Source organism: Clostridia bacterium (genome assembly GCA_028698525.1).
Classification (GTDB): Bacteria; Bacillota; Clostridia; order JAQVDB01; family JAQVDB01; genus JAQVDB01.
On sequence record JAQVDB010000019.1, the window covers coordinates 1 to 21,376 of the forward strand.

Here is a 21,376-nt window from a genome sequence, read left to right on the forward strand (position 1 = left end):
GCAGCAACTTATTGACCAAATAATCAATGCCCTGCCTTTCTATCTTAAAGATCGATTGCAGTTGGTTGCGTGATTATATTCATTTTTCAAGGTTCATCACCACAATAGTGGTGGGAAAGTTGAGTAATAGTATTAAAAACAAACAACCATAGTGAGAGACCCTTGTATAATTAAAAGAGATCTCTACTATGGTTGAATCGATTAGTTCACCTATTGATTAATTATCAGCTGTTTTCCTTTGTCATAAAACGAGTTATATGTTTCTTCGGGTAAAAAAATGCCTCCTGTTAACCAGGCTACATGAATATCATATGGGGTTCCACTGATAAACGTTGGTCCAAGTAATCCTGCTGCTGCAGAAAGTTCTATCTTGATATCTTCGGTATCTTTCATTAATGCCACTAATTTATATAATTCTTTATCCTCAATAGTATATATTCCATCAATTAGCTTTTCAGCAATTGGTGCAACGAACTTAGAAGGTGATCCCACAGCAAGACCATCTGCATCCGTTTTATTATTGATCCCGTAATTTTTAATATGGAATTTATTATACTGTTTAGTTAATAAAGACAAAAGCATTGAAGGAGAGTTAGTTGGCTCAACAAAAAAGCAGCTTACATTATCACCAAAAATATGCTTAAGTCCAAAGGTGATCCCCCCTGGTGCACCTCCTACTCCACATGGAATATATACATTCATATGATGATCTTTGTCAATTATTATTCCCTTGTCTTTTAATTGTTGTGCAATTCTCAGTGCAGCAACACTGTACCCTAAAAACAGTTCTTTAGAATTTTCATCATCTATCATATAAGCATTAGGTTCTTTTTCACTATCCATACGTGCTCTTTCTACTGCACGAGTAAAGTCTCCCTTATGCTCAATAACTTTCACACCCCTATTCCTGAGCAACTTTTTCTTCCACTCTTTTGCATCTGATGACATATGCACTATTACTTTAAATCCTAATGCTGATCCTATTATACCTATACTAAGACCAAGGTTTCCGGTTGAACCTACTATTATATTATGCTGAGAAAATAACTCTTTAAATTGCTCACCTTTCATTATTTCATAATTATCATGCCCTGAAAGGAGCCCTTCATCCATTGCAAGTTTTTCTGCAAACTTCAAGACTTCATAAATTCCGCCCCTAGCTTTTATTGAACCGGCAACTTCCAAATGATTATCACATTTAGCATAAACCCTTCCATGTATCTTCTTATCATATGTTTTACTTATACTATCCTTCATGCCAGATATCTCAATAAGAGACGATTCTATTATCCCATCATTAGTTTCAGGAAAACATTTTTTAATGAATGGGGCAAACCTATTTAATCTTTTTTCCGCATCAATAATATCATCGTATTTTAATGAAAGTTGAGGTAATACGACATCACTATTTTGTTTATTCATATTATTCCAAAATACAGGCTTTAACTTTACTACATCGTTATATATCATATTTTCATAACTATCCATAATTATCTGGTCAACTCCTTGGCTTTTTTATATTTACCTATTTAAATCTCGTGGGTAGATGGTAGATATTATTGTTTAATAAATTATATGCATTAACATCAGGTTCATCTATTTAAACAGTAGAAAAGGAGCTATAAAAGCTCCTTTTTCGTTGCCTTTCTACTTTTAAAGCTATAAGTTATATAAAGCTAAATCTATCTCACCCTACAGCTTCACCCAAGTACCCTTTCTACCCGATTCCAGCAAGGCATCTATAACTTTCATATTGTTGATTGCATCTTGAGGAGGTGTAGGTACTTCTTTATCCTCCCGCACCGCTTGTGCAAAACCCTCAAATTCTAATCTGTATTGGTCAGTAGGGTCAAACCTGACTTCACGGGTCCCTATACTGGTTTTCACAATTATTTTAGCTTCTACATCCGGAAAATCGTTGAAAGGAATTGTTACAGTGATTGATCCTCCCGTTCCGAATATCGCCACTTCTTGTTCCGGAAACATCTGTGTTCCTACGGTAAACATGCAGCGAACAGTGCCAAAATCCAACATTCCTGAAGATAAAATGTCCGTATCAAAATCAGGATCGTAATGATTTAGCCCCACTACCCGTTCAGGCTCTTTACCCGTTATATATCTTGCTGTTGAAATGGCATAACAGCCTATATCCATAAGGGCTCCACCGCCATACTCCTTTATATTGCGAATATTTTTAGGATCATTATTCTGATATGAAAACACAGTGTGAATGGATAATACTTTGCCTATTTCTCCATGCTCTACAAGCTCCTTGGCTCTCTTCCATTTGGGATGAAAACGATACATAAAGGCTTCCATCAATTTGACACCTTTGCTATCCACATACTTCACCACATCCTCAGCTTGTTTAGAGTCCAAAGTCAAAGGTTTTTCACATAGGACATGTTTTCCTGCATCTGCACACTTTTTTATCCATTCTGCATGCATATGATTTGGTAAGGGGATATATACGCCTTCTACCTTATCATCAGCCAGTAGTTCTTCATAAGAACCATAAAAAACAGGGAAACCCCACTTTTCTGCTGCAGCCTTTGCTTTTTGCACATTCCTTGAAGCAATAGCATACACTTGAACCTTGTCTGATTTTAAGATAGGATTCAATACCCTTAAAATAAAATGATCTGCCACACCCAACACACCGATTCTAAATGGTTCCATCTTTCAACCTCTCCTTTCTTTTAGCGTAGATTGATATGGTATTCTTATACATTACTCTCATTATTAATATACCAAATATTTCCGATCATGTCATGTGTATCATACTAAAGTTTGATAAATTTAAAAAGGAGCTTTTAAAGCTCCTTTATTTTCGATACCTGTTCCACATCTTTATCTCCCCTACCAGAAAGATTAACGATGATTATATTATCTTTTTCAAGTTTGGGCGCAAGTTTCATCGCATATGCTACAGCATGTGAACTTTCAAGGGCAGGTATTATACCTTCAACCTTTGAAAGAGCATAAAAAGCATCCAAGGCTTCCTTATCTGTGATATATACATATTCAGCTCTTCCGCTTTCCTTATAAAAACTATGCTCTGGCCCCACCCCGGGATAATCAAGTCCTGCTGCTATAGAATAGGCTGGCAAAGGTTCTCCATCATCACCCTGCATAGTAATACACTTAAACCCATGAATAATACCAGGCTTCCCTGTAGTCAAACTTGCAGCATGTTGGCCTGTATTTATACCCTTGCCTGCCGGTTCTACTCCCACAATGTTGACTTCTTTATCGTTGTAAAAAGGATGGAACAATCCTATTGCATTGCTTCCTCCTCCTACACAAGCAATGAGATAATCCGGCAGTTTACCTTCCTGTTCTAAAACTTGTTGTCTTGCTTCTTTTCCTATAATAGATTGAAACTCCCTCACCATAAGCGGATACGGATCTGGTCCAACTGCTGACCCTAGCATATAATAAGTATCTTTATAATTTTCCACTAAATCTTTAAGTGCAACATCCACTGCATCCTTCAGCTTTCTCGTCCCAGACATTACAGAAACTACTTTGGCACCCAATAACTCCATCCTAAAAACGTTCAGCTCTTGCCGTATAGTGTCTTCATAGCCCATATATACGATACATTCCATATCAAATAGGGCACATGCAGTAGCTGTAGCAACACCATGCTGTCCTGCTCCTGTTTCAGCTATAATCCTCTTTTTGCCCAAACGCTTTGCCAATAACACCTGACCTATTGTGTTGTTGATCTTATGGGCACCGGTATGGTTTAAATCTTCTCTTTTTAAATAGATTTTTGCTCCACCCAGCTGCTTGCTCATCTTTTCTGCATAATAAAGGGGGTTAGGCCTTCCTATATAATTTCTTCTGTAATACTCCAGCTCTTCAATAAACTCAGGGTCATCCTTATACTTGTAAAAGGCCTCTTTAACTTCCTCCAGTACTGAAGCTAACTCCTCAGGAACAAATCTTCCTCCAAACTCACCAAAAAAACCTCTCTCATCTGGTAACATCATAACTAATCTCATCTCCTCTAATCTTATTAAATTGTTTCCATTTTAACACAATCATTATACACTAGTCAATCACTATTTTCCTATTATACTTGCAAAGATGGATATATAAGGGGTTTAGATTAATAATGTATAATGAGCTACATTAGTCGCATCTCCGGGTATTATATGTTCCCTTTACAAAGTTTAGTTTTAGCCTTTGTAAAGGGAGTTATATGCAAAGCAAATGAACTGCTCATAAATATTTAGAATGGTTATCTAAATAATATCTGCAATATTGACTCAAAGGGCATTTATCGCACTTGGGGTTTCTGGCAGTACATATCTGCCTTCCGTGATATATCAACCAATGGTGTGCTTTGGACCATTTGGATTTAGGGATATTCTCCATGAGCTGTTTTTCTGTTTGACCTACATTTTTTGAATCCGCCAAGCCCAGTCTATTAGACACCCTAAAAACATGTGTATCCACTGCTATAGCATCTTTCCCAAATGCATTGCTTATGACAACATTAGCTGTCTTCCTTCCTACTCCAGGTAGCCTCATCAACTCTTCTCTGGTTTCAGGTACCTTCCCATCAAATTGGGATATGATCATTTTAGAGGCATTGATGATATTTTTACTCTTGTTTTTATAAAGTCCACACCCTTTTATATGCTGTTCCAGCTCTTGCTGCTCCATATCGGCAAACTCTTCAGGAGTATTATATCTCTTAAAAAGTTTCTCTGTGATCTTGTTAACCTGCTTATCGGTTGTCTGGGCTGATAACATGGTTGCTATCAGCAATTCAAAAGGGGTAGTAAACCGCAATGCCGGTTTCGCATCAGGGTAATGCTCCTCTAATATTTCAAGTATCTTGTTCATTTTTTCTCTTCTCCATTATCATTTTCTATAAATAAAAAACTCCTAATGTATCTATGAAAATTAAAATCAAAAAACATTATTATAATGCCACATAGAATATAAAAATCAGCTAAATTAGCTATGCCTATAGGAGTAACTATATAATCTACCACAAATCCGAATGTAATCCTATCAAAAGTATTGCTGACTGCACCTGCGCACCAAATAAAAAATGCTGTTCCAAAAACTTTATTTTGTCCTGCGTTATTTTGATAATAGAAATACAATATCGTCATAAACATTATAATAAATATGCTGTATGCAATCACTATTTTATTTGTATAAGTTTTATCCCCACATAATCCAAAAATCATACCAAAATTCTTCATATATAATAACACTGGTTTGTCAAAGAGCATCACTGCCTGTCCAATGCTGCAATTTAAATGAAAATATAGCTTTATTAGTTGGTCTAAAAATAATAAAAGCAAAAAAATAAACATAAAATTACCTATCCTATCTTTCTAATAAATAATTTATATAGCCGTAATAAAATTAGCTAGTCTATCTATATATTATGGTGTTTTTTATATCTTTCTTATACTAACTAATTTAAACGAGATAGGTAGGTATTTAAAATAATTATTAAAAGCTATCCTTTAAGCCTATCAATTCCATTTAACAATTCTTCTCTCACCATTTCATCTGTCTCATACTCCAGCATGTTTTTTAACTTACTCTCATATGTTTTATCACCCAGTTTTGCAATAGCCCACACAGCATAGCCTCTTATATCAGGCCTCTGGTCATCAAGATACTTCTCTAATATAGGTAATACAGACCTATCACCGCTATTCCCCATAGCTATGATACTATTCCTTTGTAATATTTTTTTGCCTCTCCAGGCTAAAGTCATATCACCATATAGTCTCTCATACTCTCTGTTAGTCAATTCTGATATGGCCTTTGGATCAATCTTTGCTCCATAGTCATCATCAATAAAATATTCACCATCTACCGGTTTGGCTGTCTTGTTATGGGGGCATACAATCTGGCATGCATCACAACCATATAAGTTATTCCCCATAAGCTCCCTATATTTAGGGGATATATAGCCTTTTTTTTGGGTAAGATATGACACACATTTGTTTGTATCCACAATATATCCTTGCTTTATCGCCCCTGTAGGACATGCTTCTATACATTTATCACATCCTATACATTGGTCTTCGATAGATACATCCGGTTGAAATTTTATATCAACGATAATCTCACCCAACACAATCCAGGAACCATACTGCTGATTGATAATACAGCAGTTTTTACCGTAAAAACCAATACCGCTTTTATAAGCTATCCATCTTTCAACTACGGGCACTGTATCTACCATACAAAGATGCCTAAAATTTTGATATTTTTTCATTCCCGATATCAGCTGATGCATTCTTTGTTTCAATACTTTATGATAGTCCTCACCCCTTGAAAATCTAGATATATAACATGTACTACTTTCATCATTCTTGAAAGGTACATTATAACTCATAGCAACAGATATTATTGTTTTAGCATCAGACATCATTTGTTTTATGTCTGTTCTTTCTTTCAAATATTTGCTTTCAAACTCACAATCAAATCCCAGCTTTTGTCTTTTTCTTAAGTAATCCTCTAGATCCTCAAGGCAATCAATAGACGCAAAGCCCACAGCATCTATATCTGATTTTTGAGCAAGCCGCCGTATAATATCCTTTGAAAGCATAGCTATATAATTATGCCTCCAAGGAATTCTTGGTTGCTCTTAAGACTAAAATTGCAATTATCCCCCCTATGATACCTGTCACCAACTGGGGCCAGCTAAATGAGTACTGCATTAAAGCCGGAAGATTTGGAACTCCCATAATCCACTTGAATAGCTGCCTTACAGCAACCAACAAAAATATAAATTTTATCAAAGAACCCAATGCAACCCCTAGATATGAATTTTTGTTATAAAACAGATAAAAGATGAACATTATGATTGCATTTCCAATTGCAACTACAGGTATCATCCACACTAAATTTAGATGCCCTTGAAAATACGCGATAACGGGTGTTAAAATACTGACTGCCAGCCCTCCCCATACGCCTGCAGCTACGCCTGCTATCATTAAAACAGCATTGACCAATGAGCCCACAATAAATATATTTACCGTAGGAACAGGTATTAGGCTTCTAAATAAAGTCTGAAATAATACCGCCAATGCCAATAACATAGCCGTCCTAGTGATCTTTAAAACATTGTTTCTATTTGTATCCATATTGTCATCACCTTTCCTATTTTTTACTCAAAGCACTTTTTACTTTTACTTCAGGTAAATTCCCCAGCTTTCCAGTCAAAGCACCGATATCATCTGTGGTACCATCCACTATCAATGCTATTACCGATAGTTTCTTCTGTCTGTATGGTATACCCATTCTCCCTATTATGATATCTGAATACTCGCTTAAATATTGATTTATCTTCGTTGCAGTCAACTCGGGATTGTTAACCACTATGCTTATTACACCTATCCTATTATCCATAGGTAAAACACCTCCTCAATTAAAAAACTTCCCCTAATCTGAATTCAGGGAAAGCATATTATATACACCCACATGTTCAGGTCCCCCCTTACATTCAGGATAAAGATGATAAATCGCCTTCAGACCGGATATTTGATATTCCCATCTGTCAGCATATATCTTTTATGTTTATAATAAATCAATACCCTCTAATTTGCAATGATAAACCAATTTAAAATTTTTTATTGTTATCCATAAGTGACTTTTGCAGTGAATATTTACTCTATCAATTGGAAAAAATAATCGTGTCACAACATAATCAATAAAAAGGAGGATATCTATGGCACAAATCAACCAACAAGAACTTCAAAATGTAAGACATCTTATTGGTTCGCATGAAACTGCAATACAAAAATTAAGGACTTATGCACAACAGTGCAGCGATTCACAGATAAAGCAGATGTTCGAACAATCTGCCAAATCTGCTGAAAATACTAAAAATAAACTAATGACTTTTTTGTCATAAGGAGTGATATTTTAAAAATGAAAGAAAAAGATATGGTAAACGATGTTTTGTCCATGATCAATAGCAGCCTCACCACTTATGCAAATGCTATTTCGGAATGTTCCAACTCACAGTTGAGACAAACATTCCAGCAGATAAGAAATTCAGATGAGCAATTTCAATGGCAGCTTAGCCAGGTTGCAACACAAAAAGGATATTATCAACCTGCTGAACAAGCAAATATTCAGGATATACAAAAAGTAAAGTCAGCATTTTCCCAAATGTAATTAAAAATGATAAATAGCCGGATATTTCTGTGTTTCCCGGCTATTTATCTGCTATCAATATCGGTATCCATTATAAAAAATGAGATATCATCAGTTATTTGTGCATCCTCTGTGAAGATACGAATACCTTCCACTATCTTGTCTGATAATTGATAAGTATCCCTATCCCTGCATTCTTCCAGTAGTTTAATCAAATTATTAAACTCAAACTGTTGTCCATATTTGTTCTTTGCCTCTACTAAACCGTCTGTATACAATATCATTCTATCTCCCTTATCTAACTGCACAGTATACTCTCTATATTGGGGCTTATAATAATCACTGAATTTACAGATAGGAAACCCTTCAATATCCTTTATGATTTCTAGGTTATTATCATTAAATATAATTGGATATGTATTTAAGCCCGCACTGGCATATGTCAAAGCATGTGTCTTTATGTTGTAGACAGCATATATCATTACAAGATAGATGTCTTCAGGAAAATTTGTCAAATTAAACACTTCATACACTTCATCCAATATACTAGCAGGATTTAAAAGTTCGTTTCTGCCTTCACTCGTTCTTTTAGATGTAATCGTCCTGTTTACAAAAACTGTTAGCATAGCTGCAGATACACCGTGTCCAGACACATCACCGATATACATAGCTATATTCTCATCATCGATTTTTATAAAATTATAAAAATCTCCACCTACATTTTTATAGGGTATGTACTTAGAGCTAAATCCAAGGCCTCCCATTTCAGGGCTGGTATCAGGAAGCAACGCCATCTGAATATTCTTTGCATACTCAAGGTCTTCCATAAGCTTTTTATTAGCATCTTTTATCTCTTTGGTTCTTTCCTCCACCAGAAGTTTTAAATTATCAGAATAACTGCTCAGCTGTTTTTCTGCACTTGTTAAATCCTTGTATGGTTTCTTCACCATTTCTACAAACATTACCTGAAAAATAAGATAATATGAAATAAACTTGTAAATATGTCCCAGCATATTATATTTATCATATACATCGGTATAAAGGGTAAATGCGAATTCACTAAATATACTTATTATGAGAGAACAAATAAAGTAAATAAGAGAAGAATTTTTAGTTTTTCTATATTCTAAGAATAATATAAATGCAGCAAAAGCTTGTAAAGCAACAATTATATATTCACCATATATCTTAGCCGGAGTCAATCCCACTCCTTCAACATACATAGCCGGGAGCATATCGAATTTTAAAGCTACAATTATAATAATAACCCCAGTATATATCATGCTGAACAATAATAAAAAATGCTTTGACATTTTTATCTTCTTATCGGGCTTTATAAAACTAAATATAACAATTCCGATTGCAGCAGTAAATCTTGCAATCATCCAAAATGTGGTGGCTTTCTCTGCACAGCTTTTTATAAAAAAGTCAGGCATTCCCTGATATGAAAATGTATGAAGTACATCTATAATCCCCACAGAAAGTAACACTACCGCAATAAAAATAGATCTAAAGTTACCTGTCAAATCATAGGTATAAAAAGCAACTACAAAAATACAAAAGGCCATGATAATGCTTAAAAATTCCAATGTGTTGTGCCAAGCAAGAAAAAGGTCTTCAGTAAAAATTCTATCAAACAAAAAACTGAGCCTTGAAAATAATAGTAAAAGCACAAAGGCAACAACTGATATTATTATTATATATATATAATTATTTTCTTTGTGATTGATATTCATGAGCTACCCCCAGATCAAACCGGCACCATATATTCAGCCTTGAAAATACATATAAAAACAAAAATAACACTTAATAAATTACATTCTACATAAAATTACATTATCCTTCAAATATTATCACGTGATAGCAAATTTTCTGATTGCTTTAGCTACTCCATCACACTCGTTGCAATCTGTTATATGATCAGCGACTTGTTTTACCATCTGATCTGCATTGTCCATGGCTATGCCCAGTCCTGCATATCTTATCATAGATATATCATTCTCGTTATCCCCTATAGCAATAACTTGTTCCCTAGCTATTCCAAGCTTGTCAGCTATAAAACTTATAGCACGGCCTTTGCTCACATTGATATCCATGAATTCTAAGTATCTCCCCATAACAAAGTAAATTTTAACCTTTTGAGCAAGTATTTGTTCTAAATCTTTTCTAGCATGCATTAATGTATCCACATCATCATTAAACATAATTTTTATTATATCTTGTTTGATATCTATATCCATATCTGGTTTGTATTCAAATGCCTGCCCACTTTCCTTCCAAATAAACATCTCTTCGTCATCTGGAGAAATATTTGTATACATTATTTTATCAGTGAAGACATGTACCCTTATATCCCTTTCCAAAGCATAATCTAATATAGTCTTTATGCTTTGAAACTCCAATCCTTTTACAAATATACTTTCACGGGTGTCTGGCTCTACTATAGAAGCCCCGTTACAAGTTACAAAAGGCTGCTTAAGGTTCAGTTCTTCTGCATATCCTTTTACAAGGTCTATAGGGCGACCGGAACATAATGTCACGTGTATACCCATATTTAACGCATCTTTTATACAATCTTTGTTAGCCCGACTTATCGTCTTGTCTTCTTTAAGCAACGTTCCGTCCAAATCTATCCCAATAAGTTTGTACTTCATATTTCACCTCAAAATTTTCCTCAAATATTGTCCTGTATAACTTTCCGGGTTGTGAGAAACCTCTTCTGGCGTACCCTGAGCTATAATCATGCCTCCGTTATCCCCACCCTCCGGACCTAAATCTATTACATAGTCAGAAGTTTTGATTATATCCAAATTGTGTTCGATAACAACCACAGTGTTTCCTGTCTCAGATAATTTCCTTAAAATCTTTATAAGCCTGTGAACATCAGCTGTATGCAAACCAGTAGTAGGCTCATCTAATATATATAGAGTCTTTCCATTGCTCCTTTTGCTCAACTCAGATGCAAGCTTTACCCTCTGAGCCTCCCCGCCTGAAAGAGTGGTAGATGGTTGTCCCAATTTTATATATCCCAATCCTACTTCATTTAATGTATCCAGCTTTCTCTTTATTCTTGGGATATTTCTAAAAAAATCAAGAGCTTCTTCCACCGTCATATCCAACACTTGAGAGATATTCTTGCCCTTATATCTGACTTCAAGGGTCTCTCTATTATACCTTTTGCCCCTGCATACTTCACATGGAACATAAACGTCAGGAAGAAAATGCATTTCAATCTTTATTATACCATCTCCGGAACAAGCCTCACATCTTCCCCCTTTAACGTTGAAACTAAATCTTCCCTTTTTATAACCCCTCATCCTAGCTTCTGGTGTCTGGGAGAATGTTTCTCTTATATAATCAAAAACTCCTGTATATGTGGCTGGATTAGACCTTGGGGTTCTGCCAATAGGTGATTGATCTATGTTTATCACTTTTTCTAAGTATTCTATACCATATATTTTATGATACTTACCAGGCTTAACCCTTGACCTGTTTAGCTCTCTGGATACAGCTTTATACAATATCTCATTGACCAAAGTACTCTTGCCGGAACCTGAAACACCGGTAACACAAGTAATTACACCGGTAGGAAACTTTACATCTATATTTTTAAGGTTGTTTTCACAGGCTTTGGTAACTTCCAACCACTTCCCATTAACTTTCTTCCTTTTATCCGGAACCTTTATAGCTTTTGTTCCACTTAAATATTGACCTGTGATAGAATTTTTGCTTTCCTTTATTTGCTGGACAGTTCCCTGGGCAATGACTTTACCTCCATGTCTACCTGCACCTATTCCTATATCAATTATATGGTCAGCAGCATACATGGTTTCTTCATCATGCTCAACCACTATAACTGTGTTTCCTAGATCTCTTAATCTATGCAAGGTCTTTATCAGCCTCATATTATCCCTCTGATGCAATCCAATACTAGGTTCATCCAAAATATACAGAACACCCACCAATCCGGATCCTATCTGAGTGGCCAAACGTATTCTTTGGGCTTCACCCCCTGACAATGAGCCTGCCGACCTAGAGAGGGTAAGATAATCCAAACCCACATCCACCAAAAAACCCAATCTTGCATTGATCTCCTTGAATATCTGTTTTGCTATTATTTTGTCCCGGTCCCCCAACTCTATATTACTAAAGAATTCCTTGCATTCCTTTATAGACATATTCACAATCTGATTTATCGTCTTTCCTCCCACTGTAACTGCCAAGGCCTCTTTTTTCAGCCTTGCACCGTTACACTCACTACATGTATTATCCCTCATATAGGATTCTATCTCTCTTCTAGAGTACTCGGATTTTGTCTCCTTGTATCTCCTCTCCAAATTATTTATTATGCCTTCAAAGGACATCCTTATAATCTTGGTCCCTCCATTAGAGATATATTTAACTTGTAGCTTTTTACCCCTTGTTCCGTACAATATAACATCCAGCGCCCTTTTATTCAATTTTTCCATAGGTATATCTGTTCTAAAATTATACTCCTTTGAAAGGGCCTTCATTATATTATAAGAAAAACTATTCGGACTGGTAAAATTCCAACCCCGTATAGCCCCTTCATCTATGGATTTCTCAGGATCAGGAATAACAAGTTCAGGATCGATCTTCATCAAAAAGCCCAATCCATCGCAGGATGGACATGCACCATAAGGAGTATTAAAAGAAAAAAGCCTGGGAGTCAGCTCTTCTAAACTTATACCACACTCAGGACAGGCAAAGTTTTGACTGAAAACATAATCTTGTCCATCCAGCACATTTGCAATTATCAAACCATTGCTCAACTTTAATGCTGCTTCTATCGAATCAGCCAGTCTATTTGATATATTTTCTTTTAAAATTATCCTATCTATAACCACTTCTATATCATGCTTTTTGTTTTTATCCAGGTCTATTTCTTCCCCTACATCCATCACTTCTCCGTCTACTCTTACCCTAACATATCCCTGTTTTTGGATATTCTTAAACAGCTTTTTATGTTCTCCCTTTCTCCCCCTCACAACCGGTGATAAAATCTGAATTTTGGTTCTTTCGGGCATTTCCAATATGCTGTCCACCATCTGATCTACAGTCTGCTGTTTTATTTCTTTTCCACATTGGGGGCAATGAGGCACCCCTATTCGTGCATAAAGCAATCTCAGGTAATCATATATCTCAGTAACAGTCCCTACAGTTGATCGGGGATTATGACTGGTAGTCTTCTGGTCAATGGATATAGCCGGTGAAAGCCCTTCTATATAATCCACATCCGGTTTATCCATCTGCCCTAAAAATTGTCTGGCATATGCCGAAAGGGACTCTACATATCTCCTCTGGCCTTCAGCATACAGAGTATCAAAGGCCAAAGAAGATTTTCCTGATCCGCTCAGCCCTGTTATAACAACAAACTTATTTCTAGGTATAAATACATCAATATTTTTTAAATTATGTTCTCTAGCACCTTTAACAACAATACAATCCTTCATGTCAACCTCTTCCTCTAAAGCAGTTTTAAACAATTAATTTTTTTAATTCTTTTATTCTATCCCTTAACTCAGCTGCCCTTTCAAACTCAAGACTTGCAGCAGCCTCGTTCATTTCAAATTCCAGTTCTTGTATCACCCTTTGGGCATCTTTAGGGGACAGATTCTCCATTTCATCTGACACAACATAATCTTTGCCTTGTTCCGCAATTATTGTAGCTTCTATAACCTCATTGATAGACTTGACTATGGTTTTAGGCACTATTCCTTTCTGTTTATTGTACTGTTCTTGTTTATGTCTCCTTCTGTTTGTTTCATTGATAGCCCTCTGCATAGAACCGGTTATAGTATCCGCATACATTATCACTTTACCATCCACGTTTCTGGCAGCACGCCCTATAGTCTGAATAAGAGATGTCTCGGATCTGAGAAAACCCTCTTTGTCAGCATCCAATATGGCAACAAGGGATACCTCCGGGATATCCAACCCCTCTCTTAATAGATTTATCCCTACCAATACATCATATTTACCCAATCTAAGCTCTCTTATAATTTCTACTCTCTCTATTGTTTTTATATCTGAGTGTAGATAAGTAACTTTTATTCCCATCTCTTTAAAATAGTCGGTGAGATCTTCCGCCATTCTCTTTGTCAGCGTAGTGATCAACACTCTCTGATTTTTTGCCACCCTTTTGTTTATTTCTCCTAATAGATGATCGACTTGTCCTTTGATGGGCCTAACTTGAATTTCAGGGTCTAATAAACCTGTAGGCCTTATTATCTGTTCTACTGTCTGGGTAGAATGTTGTGCTTCATAAACACTAGGGGTAGCACTGACAAATACAATCTGATTTATTCTCTGCTCAAACTCCTCAAACTTCAGCGGCCTATTATCATAAGCGGAGGGAAGGCGAAAACCATATTCTACAAGAGAATCTTTTCTGGATTTGTCTCCTGCATACATGGCTCTTATCTGGGGTATCGTAACATGTGATTCATCTATAAACATCAGAAAATCTTCAGGAAAATAATCTATCAAAGTATATGGAGCCTCTCCTGGCTTCCTGCCGCTGATATGCCTTGAATAGTTTTCTATCCCCTGGCAATAGCCTATCTCTCTCATCATCTCTATATCGTACTTTGTCCTCTGCATTAACCTCTGGGCTTCCAACAGTCCGCCTTGAGACTTCAGCTGCTCTACTCTCTCCTCAAGCTCTTCTTCTATGCTGGCTATAGCCTTTTCCATTTTATCCTTTGTCGTAGCATAGTGGGAAGCAGGAAATATAGCTACATGTCGTCTCTTACCCAACACTTCTCCTGTCAATGTATCTATCTCTGTAATCCTGTCGATTTCATCCCCGAACAGCTCCACCCTTATTGCCTTTTCCGAAGAGGATATAGGAAAAATCTCTATCACATCTCCCCTTACCCTGAAAGTTCCCCTGATAAAATTAACATCATTTCTTACATACTGTATGTCCACCAGTTTTCTCAATATCTCATCCCGATCTTTAATCATTCCCGGTCTTAACGATAGCATCAGGTCACTATAGTCCTCTGGATCACCTAATCCATAAATACATGATACACTTGCCACAATTATCACATCTCTCCTTTCCAAAAGAGAAGCTGTAGCAGAGTGCCTTAACTTGTCTATTTCATCATTTATCGAGGCATCCTTTTCGATATAAGTGTCAGAGGAAGGCACATAGGCTTCCGGCTGATAATAGTCATAATAACTGACAAAATATTCAACTGCATTGTTCGGAAAAAAATCCCTAAATTCATTGTACAATTGTGCAGCTAATGTCTTGTTGTGAGCAATAACCAAGGTCGGTCTATTGCATCTTTCTATTATATTGGCCATTGTAAAGGTTTTTCCCGATCCGGTAACGCCCAACATGGTTTGAAATTTTTCTCCTGAATTTAAACCTTTTACCAGCCTATCAATAGCAAGGGGCTGATCACCGGTAGGCTTATATTTAGAAACTAACTCAAATTTTCCCACTATATACACCTCAAAAACTTATACTATTCTAGATTGCACATTAATACATTAATATATTATAACATATCAAAAAAGTTTTTAGAACGGTTGTTCGCGTGCTTTTCTATATATTAATATGTTATAATAATTTTTGAGGAAGGGTGATGTCATGAAAATTTGGGCTATGATTAAAAAAGACAATGAATTGATAGATGATTTAGTAGTAGAAAAGAACCAAAATATTTCCGATAAAGAACTGATAGAAGAATGTATGGTAGAAATTTGCTACCATTTTGATATAGAAAAACCCATGTGGTTGAATAAAAACCACATGGAATTTATAAAATATGGGAGAACAAGCTTTATAAGCGATAATTTTATAGATTCAATATATTTTGATAGGCTGGAAATCGAAGATATATCTGATGCAGATTGATTATTATTCAATCCTCATCAATATATAGACCTTGTGGCTTCCTCTTTATATGATTTTGGTTCACTTTGAATTTTATCTATTACCTTTTGGAAAATAATTTTTCGTTCAGGTATTTTAACATGGGTATGCTTATCCATATAGTCACTAATAGATTTCTCAATCAACGACTCTATTTTGTCCATTTCCTTTTTAAACATCGGATATAAACCCCTTACTATATTGATTTCTATAAATAAAGACTACATTCAAATAAAAAAGTTCCATAAAAAACAAATTATTTTACAATTAATCTGCCTTCATATAATATTCTATCTTATCAATAACCTGTACAGATAGGCTTTCAAGTTCCGAAAAACACATAGCGTTCTTATAATATTTTTCTAGTGAATCGTGTAAAGTTTTTGATATGTCTAAATATCTTACTGCATTATTTATAAAATCATCAAAAGTTTTTTTAAGTCTCTTTATATCTTCTTTTTTACCAGATAAAGCAGTTTGATTGAGATTTTCATTCAAATCAATCTTATAATCCGCTTGAACACTATGTTCATGTGGTGTATCAGCATCAAACAGTATCATATTTATGTCCTTTATATCTACTAAATCTATACTATCGGGAGCGAATCCACAATGATAAAAATCAACGTCATAGCCTCTTTTGAAAGCTGTTTCACCTATATGCTTAATCAGCGTTGACTTTCCTGTGCCCGGTTCTCCTAATATAGCAATTTTCTTTTTTGAATTTTTTGTTATGCTGTTATAATAGTTTACATAGCCATGGTGGGTGATAGCTGTTGCAAACATATGTCTTTGCTTGGCTTTTTTGCTCTGGAAATCATTGATATTTTGTTGTATCAGATTAGATTCAATCTCATAATTTTTATTAAAGTTCATGTTGTGCTTATATATATCCTTTAAATTATCATGTATACTTTTAGCGGTTTCTAGCAATTTATAGGCATATAAATAATTATTTGACATCTGCTCATTTATATTCACTATTTCATCTTTATTCTTTATCAATATCCTGTCATTCCACAGTTGCCCAAAATCTAATATTTCTTCAACAGCCCCAGGATTTTCAGGATCTAATATATGCGGTGAGGTGCCATCCACTATTGCTATACCTCGATCGGTGATTATCAGGCCATCATAAGCAGACACATCACCTGAGCAACAAAGCAGTTCTATGTTATGACCTTTACTCCCAAAATATGTAGCAAGTCTATTTATAAATGTAGATTTTCCTGTGCCCGGTCCTCCTTTTATTATAAAAACCCTCTTTAATCCATCAAGCAGATTTTTATAAAAAGAAAAAAAACCTTTATAAGTATTGGCTCCGGGTAAATATCTTTTCATATATAAATCATCCATAATTCTCATACCTCCATTATAAATATCTGACAATCGGCCTGTTTTTATGCATGATTTTGGTTTTCCGTTTCACTCCTATATTTGTATAGTATGACTTTTAAATAAATGTGTTACTTGATAAAAAAACAGGAATTGATGTTTTATGCATCAAAATCCCTGTTTCTAAATAAGCTTTCTATCTTACGAGTTAGCGGTCCTTTAAATTCGGAAATCTTATAAATATTTCTAGAATATTTAGGTATTATTATAATACCTAGGTTGTCCACTCCATCAGGATACTTTTTATATTCGCAAGTTCTGATGCTCCCATCTATTCCTTTTACATCCAACCACACATACCTTGGAAAATCATTTAAAACCTCTCTTATCATTTCTTCACTATTGACCTGTTTGCCATTTATAGCCGAAACAATATCACCTGGAAGTATGCCCATATCTTCGCCTGGATATCCCGGAAGCACATCCAGTATCATAACTCCTATATCCGGTGATTTGAATATAGGTCTGTTGTTCTTTTGCCTCCTATTTCCTGTGAATATCAGCAATTCATGCCCTAAAGGTGTTGCAACAGCAGCTAAATACTGCAACGCAGTTGAATCTTGAGCTATTACAGAAAGCGTTAGCAAACAAACACTATATAATAGCAAAAGCATACCAGAAAAACGGCTGCATCTTTTAGGCAGATCTATTACAGCCATATCGCTATATCCTAGTGCAGCTATAACCGGTATCATAACAAAAATAGGCTGGCTTGCCGATGAATCTATGGAAGGCTTTATCAGCGGCCACCAATCCGGCATACTCACAACATCTCCAGTTTGTACACTGGCTGTAATAGTAAGGAGGATTATGGGAATAGGCCAAAATTTCCTCATCATAAAGGCCCCTACCACTCCATACTCATCATGCTCTATAAAAACAGGTATGCTCCCGGTGCTCCCATCGGCCATAATCAACATGCTTTCAATTAAATGCAATAAGCCTACCAAAGCTATTATGGAAGGTACATGTATTTTAGGAAAACCAAATAATAAATTGCTTATGGCTACTATACCTCCGGCATATGCAAAGCACACATATCTAGGACTTATCAAAAGCATGAGCAGTGCTATAGGCAATATATACATAATGCTGGTGGAATCGATGCTTATACCCATGATTACCGCTATAAAGCTGCCTACCAACCCAAACAATATTCCGTACAACACATCGTTGAATAACTTGCTTTCAAGTGTAACCCTCACCTTGCCTAGCACCTTTTCTTCCAGCTGTTGGTCTCTTTTATACATGCCATATATAATAAAAATGACAAGTATAAACATAGGATTAACTATTGCTGATACAAAAGAATACATTATATATCTCATGAGATTAACTATTGTTGCCACCCGCTACCATCCTATTCGTTTATCATTTGGTTTACCTTATCCAACGCTGTCTGCAATTGACTATCATCTTTTTCTTCAATTATAGAACTTGTTTTGTATTCTTCAGGCAACTCAACCTTGATATCCGGCTCAATACCTATATCCTGTATACACTTGCCTGAAGGTGTATAGTATTTTGATATTGTAAATTTAAGCCCTGTTCCATCTTCAAAAGGCCATAATTGCTGTACAAGCCCCTTGCCAAAAGTTTTCTCCCCTATTAAAATCCCTGATTTTCTATCCTTAACAGCGCCGGCTAATATCTCGGAAGCGCTGGCACTGCCTCCATTTATTAAAACAGCTATAGGCATCTCCACCCAATCTTTATCAGCTGTGAATTTTTCACCTGTGCCATCTCTTTGCTTTGTATACACTATCAAACCTTCAGGAACAAGCTTATCAGTTACCTCAACTACTTGTTCTAAACTTCCACCGGGATTATTGCGTACATCAATTATGATGCCTTTTATCCCTTGCTTGATAAGACCATCTAAGTGGGTTTCGAATTCTTTTGCAGTATTATTATCAAATGTACTTATCTCAACATATCCTATCTCTTTATCATATATTTTACTTGCCACAGTATCTATATGAACCTTTGCCCTTTTTATTTTATGGTCATAAAACTTTTTTTCTTGGGGTCTGAATATCCTTACATCTACCTCAGTTCCTTCAACACCCTTCATCATTGTTATAGCCATGTCAAACTCATCGCCTGTTACATCCTGATTGTTTACATTAACGATCTTGTCACCTATTTTTATTCCTACTTGCTGTGCTGGACTATCCTTAAATGTCTTTACAACAGTAATCAAATTATCTTCCGGATCTACAGTGACTAAAAGTCCCAGTCCTGAATACTCTCCCTGTGTATGCTCTAAAAGCTCTGCAAACTCTTGCTTGTCAAAATATACAGAGTATGGGTCATCAAGGGCCCTGACCAATCCTTTCACAGCTCCAGTATATAAATCTTCTTCTTCAGGCACTTCAATGTAATTGTCTTGTATTATGGATTTTACAGCCAATAATTTGCTCAGTTTCTGATACTGAACAAAATCTTTTTTTGATATTATTACTTTATCACCAAATTCTATACTAAAAAAAGTTGTAGCAGTAAATGTAACTATACTCGTAATCAATATCACCAATATGATCACTAATACATTTTTTCTTTTATTCATCATGATATTATTTACTCTCCCGCCTATTTATTTCAATATATAAATTATATAATTTTTCTCCTGTAATTATAACACTTTATTCAAAATAAATCTAAAAAGAGGAATCCGTATAATGGATTCCTCTTTTGATAACTTACCTAAGATAACTTAGCGGGTTTGTATGCTCTCCGTTTACCCTGACCTCGAAATGACAGTGGGGTCCGGTAGAATAATAACCGGTAGATCCTGCACTCGCTATCTTCTGTCCTTTACCTACCGTTTGTCCTGCCGATACGCTAAAGGAGCTATTGTGGGCATAAAGTGTGGATACACCTCCACCATGATCGATTACGACTGTATTTCCATATGCTCCAAACCATTCAGCTATTATAACTGTCCCGGCTTCAGCAGCCACTATAGACGCTCCATAGGGACAACCTATATCTATTCCTGTATGCATCTTGTATACTCCAGTGATAGGATGGCGTCTCATTCTATAAGGGGAGGTGATATTATAATAACCGGATACCGGCCATCCAAATTTTCCTCCCGTATATTTTCCCCTGTTGGTTTGTCCTGTTTGTCGATTTTGTTGCCCTTGCTTTTCTTTTTGTCTTTGCTGTTCTAATCGTCTTTGCTGCTCCAGCAATTGCTGCTGTAATTTTTTTATCGTCCCTTCCAATTGTTTTGAGTTGTTCTCCAGCTCATCTAATGCCTTTTCATGCTCTTTTTTCTGAGAATCAAGCTCCCTCATCAATTGGTCTTTTTCTTGCTTATCCTTTTTTATCTTCTCCCTCTGTATCTCTATCTTTTGCTTGTCCTTTAATATGCTATCCTCTTTCTTTTCCAGTTCTACTTTTTTATTATCCACTACCTCTTTGTATTGTTGCATCTGCTCTAATACATCGATATCATACTCAACTATCTTTTCAAGGGTTTCAATTCTCTCTATAAAATCATTCAAGTTTTCAGACTCAAATATTATCTCAAGATAACTGGAAGGTCCATTCATATAGAGGGCTCTCAGCCTAGAACTCATAAGATCATCTTGCTCATTTATTTTTTCTATAGCCTGTTCAAGCTCTTTTTTTATCTTTTCGATTTCTTTTTGAGTATTTTTTAGACTTTTTTGAGTCTCAGCCAATTTCTGCTGATTCTGCCTTAGATTATCATCTATCTGGCTTATCTGCTCTTTTATTTTCTCCTGCTCACTTTCTACCTGGCTGATTGCTTCTTTTTTGCCCTGTATACCATCTTTTATATCGTTCAATTCTTTTTTCTTTTGGTCTAACTGCGATGCAAAAGCTTGGCAAGCAATGGAAACAATTAAGAAAACTATTATAAATCCTACTAAAAATCTCCTTTTATTCACT

Annotated in this window: 20 protein-coding genes; 3 read left to right on the forward strand and 17 right to left on the reverse strand. The window is 35.7% G+C overall.

Features of this window, described 5'->3' with window-relative positions:
• Nucleotides 1–210 precede the first annotated feature (210 nt).
• The 8 genes from PHP06_04140 to PHP06_04175 all read right to left on the reverse strand — a co-directional run bounded on the left by PHP06_04140 (nucleotide 211) and on the right by PHP06_04175 (nucleotide 7,398).
• Complete coding sequence (locus PHP06_04140; protein ID MDD3839745.1) at nucleotides 211–1,488, reverse strand: D-serine ammonia-lyase; 1,278 nt, start codon at nucleotides 1,486–1,488, stop codon at nucleotides 211–213.
• A 204-nt stretch (nucleotides 1,489–1,692) separates the two neighbouring features.
• Nucleotides 1,693–2,679, reverse strand: a complete 987-nt coding sequence (locus PHP06_04145) for a Gfo/Idh/MocA family oxidoreductase (protein MDD3839746.1) — start codon at nucleotides 2,677–2,679, stop codon at nucleotides 1,693–1,695.
• Nucleotides 2,680–2,813: 134 nt separating this feature from the next.
• Complete coding sequence (gene trpB, locus PHP06_04150) at nucleotides 2,814–3,998, reverse strand: tryptophan synthase subunit beta (protein MDD3839747.1); 1,185 nt, start codon at nucleotides 3,996–3,998, stop codon at nucleotides 2,814–2,816.
• Nucleotides 3,999–4,230: 232 nt separating this feature from the next.
• Nucleotides 4,231–4,860 (reverse strand): endonuclease III, encoded by a 630-nt coding sequence (gene nth / locus PHP06_04155; protein ID MDD3839748.1) that lies wholly within the window; start codon nucleotides 4,858–4,860, stop codon nucleotides 4,231–4,233.
• Nucleotides 4,857–5,342: a signal peptidase II gene (locus PHP06_04160; protein MDD3839749.1), complete on the reverse strand. Its 486-nt coding sequence runs from the start codon at nucleotides 5,340–5,342 to the stop codon at nucleotides 4,857–4,859. The genes nth and PHP06_04160 overlap by 4 nt, the downstream gene beginning before the upstream one ends.
• Nucleotides 5,343–5,491: 149 nt before the next feature.
• Entirely contained in the window at nucleotides 5,492–6,595 is a 1,104-nt protein-coding gene (queG, locus tag PHP06_04165) for a tRNA epoxyqueuosine(34) reductase QueG (GenBank protein MDD3839750.1), read from the reverse strand.
• Nucleotides 6,596–6,605: 10 nt separating this feature from the next.
• Nucleotides 6,606–7,133 (reverse strand): ECF transporter S component, encoded by a 528-nt coding sequence (locus PHP06_04170; GenBank protein MDD3839751.1) that lies wholly within the window; start codon nucleotides 7,131–7,133, stop codon nucleotides 6,606–6,608.
• Between the two features lie 16 nt (nucleotides 7,134–7,149).
• A complete protein-coding gene (locus tag PHP06_04175) occupies nucleotides 7,150–7,398 on the reverse strand; it encodes an iron-only hydrogenase system regulator (GenBank protein MDD3839752.1) in 249 nt (82 codons plus the stop codon).
• Between the two features lie 319 nt (nucleotides 7,399–7,717).
• Here PHP06_04175 and PHP06_04180 point away from each other — a divergent pair, with 319 nt between their 5' ends.
• Entirely contained in the window at nucleotides 7,718–7,903 is a 186-nt protein-coding gene (locus tag PHP06_04180) for a hypothetical protein (GenBank protein MDD3839753.1), read from the forward strand.
• A gap of 17 nt (nucleotides 7,904–7,920) precedes the next feature.
• Entirely contained in the window at nucleotides 7,921–8,169 is a 249-nt protein-coding gene (locus tag PHP06_04185; protein MDD3839754.1) for a spore coat protein, read from the forward strand.
• 44 nt (nucleotides 8,170–8,213) lie between these two features.
• On the opposite strand, the gene PHP06_04190 is transcribed toward PHP06_04185, so the two are convergent.
• From PHP06_04190 to uvrB, 4 genes are all read right to left on the reverse strand, one after another.
• Nucleotides 8,214–9,884: an MASE3 domain-containing protein gene (locus PHP06_04190; GenBank protein MDD3839755.1), complete on the reverse strand. Its 1,671-nt coding sequence runs from the start codon at nucleotides 9,882–9,884 to the stop codon at nucleotides 8,214–8,216.
• 117 nt (nucleotides 9,885–10,001) lie between these two features.
• Entirely contained in the window at nucleotides 10,002–10,802 is an 801-nt protein-coding gene (locus PHP06_04195) for a Cof-type HAD-IIB family hydrolase (protein MDD3839756.1), read from the reverse strand.
• 3 nt (nucleotides 10,803–10,805) lie between these two features.
• A complete protein-coding gene (gene uvrA, locus PHP06_04200) occupies nucleotides 10,806–13,622 on the reverse strand; it encodes an excinuclease ABC subunit UvrA (protein ID MDD3839757.1) in 2,817 nt (938 codons plus the stop codon).
• A gap of 25 nt (nucleotides 13,623–13,647) precedes the next feature.
• Nucleotides 13,648–15,627, reverse strand: a complete 1,980-nt coding sequence (gene uvrB / locus PHP06_04205; protein ID MDD3839758.1) for an excinuclease ABC subunit UvrB — start codon at nucleotides 15,625–15,627, stop codon at nucleotides 13,648–13,650.
• A 148-nt stretch (nucleotides 15,628–15,775) separates the two neighbouring features.
• Here uvrB and PHP06_04210 point away from each other — a divergent pair, with 148 nt between their 5' ends.
• Nucleotides 15,776–16,042 (forward strand): hypothetical protein, encoded by a 267-nt coding sequence (locus tag PHP06_04210; protein ID MDD3839759.1) that lies wholly within the window; start codon nucleotides 15,776–15,778, stop codon nucleotides 16,040–16,042.
• 17 nt (nucleotides 16,043–16,059) lie between these two features.
• Here the strand turns inward: PHP06_04210 and PHP06_04215 are convergent, their stop codons facing one another.
• From PHP06_04215 to PHP06_04235, 5 genes are all read right to left on the reverse strand, one after another.
• The gene (locus PHP06_04215; protein ID MDD3839760.1) at nucleotides 16,060–16,239 is read right to left on the reverse strand and encodes a hypothetical protein; all 180 of its coding nucleotides are present in this window, start codon (nucleotides 16,237–16,239) and stop codon (nucleotides 16,060–16,062) included.
• Nucleotides 16,240–16,327: 88 nt separating this feature from the next.
• Nucleotides 16,328–17,416, reverse strand: coding sequence for a hypothetical protein (locus PHP06_04220; GenBank protein ID MDD3839761.1), 1,089 nt, complete (start codon nucleotides 17,414–17,416; stop codon nucleotides 16,328–16,330).
• A gap of 140 nt (nucleotides 17,417–17,556) precedes the next feature.
• Entirely contained in the window at nucleotides 17,557–18,804 is a 1,248-nt protein-coding gene (locus tag PHP06_04225) for a PDZ domain-containing protein (GenBank protein MDD3839762.1), read from the reverse strand.
• Between the two features lie 11 nt (nucleotides 18,805–18,815).
• Nucleotides 18,816–20,027 carry a S41 family peptidase gene (locus PHP06_04230; protein MDD3839763.1) on the reverse strand — a complete coding sequence of 404 codons (1,212 nt, stop codon included), beginning with the start codon at nucleotides 20,025–20,027 and terminating at the stop codon, nucleotides 18,816–18,818.
• A gap of 130 nt (nucleotides 20,028–20,157) precedes the next feature.
• Complete coding sequence (locus PHP06_04235; protein ID MDD3839764.1) at nucleotides 20,158–21,375, reverse strand: peptidoglycan DD-metalloendopeptidase family protein; 1,218 nt, start codon at nucleotides 21,373–21,375, stop codon at nucleotides 20,158–20,160.
• Nucleotide 21,376 lies beyond the last annotated feature (1 nt).